Below are 713 nucleotides of genomic sequence, written 5' to 3' on the forward strand. Positions count from 1 at the left end.
ATCCGGATCGAGGACAGTGTATGGTGGGTAGTTTGACTGGGGCGGTCTCCTCCTAAAGAGTAACGGAGGAGCACGAAGGTACCCTCAGCACGGTTGGAAATCGTGCATTGAGTGCAAGAGCATAAGGGTGCTTGACTGCGAGACAGACACGTCGAGCAGGTACGAAAGTAGGTTCTAGTGATCCGGTGGTTCTGTATGGAAGGGCCATCGCTCAACGGATAAAAGGTACTCCGGGGATAACAGGCTGATACCGCCCAAGAGTTCACATCGACGGCGGTGTTTGGCACCTCGATGTCGGCTCATCACATCCTGGGGCTGAAGTCGGTCCCAAGGGTATGGCTGTTCGCCATTTAAAGTGGTACGCGAGCTGGGTTTAGAACGTCGTGAGACAGTTCGGTCCCTATCTGCCGTGGGCGTCGGAAGTTTGAGAAGAGCTGCTCCTAGTACGAGAGGACCGGAGTGGACGAACCTCTGGTGTTCGGGTTGTCATGCCAATGGCATTGCCCGGTAGCTACGTTCGGACGGGATAACCGCTGAAAGCATCTAAGCGGGAAGCCCCCTTCAAGATGAGACTTCCCTGAGGCCTTGCGCCTCCTGAAGGGCCCTTGAAGACTACAAGGTTGATAGGCTGGGTGTGGAAGCACAGCAATGTGTTGAGCTAACCAGTACTAATTGCCCGTGAGGCTTGACCATATAACACCCAAGGGGTTTGC

At 54.7% G+C, this 713-nt stretch carries 1 rRNA gene; it reads left to right on the forward strand.

Annotated elements, in window-relative coordinates:
- A 23S ribosomal RNA gene (locus ACZYGA_RS16950) occupies positions 1 to 693 on the forward strand; the annotation flags it as partial.
- Between the last annotated feature and the right edge of the window lie 20 nt (positions 694 to 713).

Source organism: Cobetia sp. BL01, assembly GCF_056493605.1.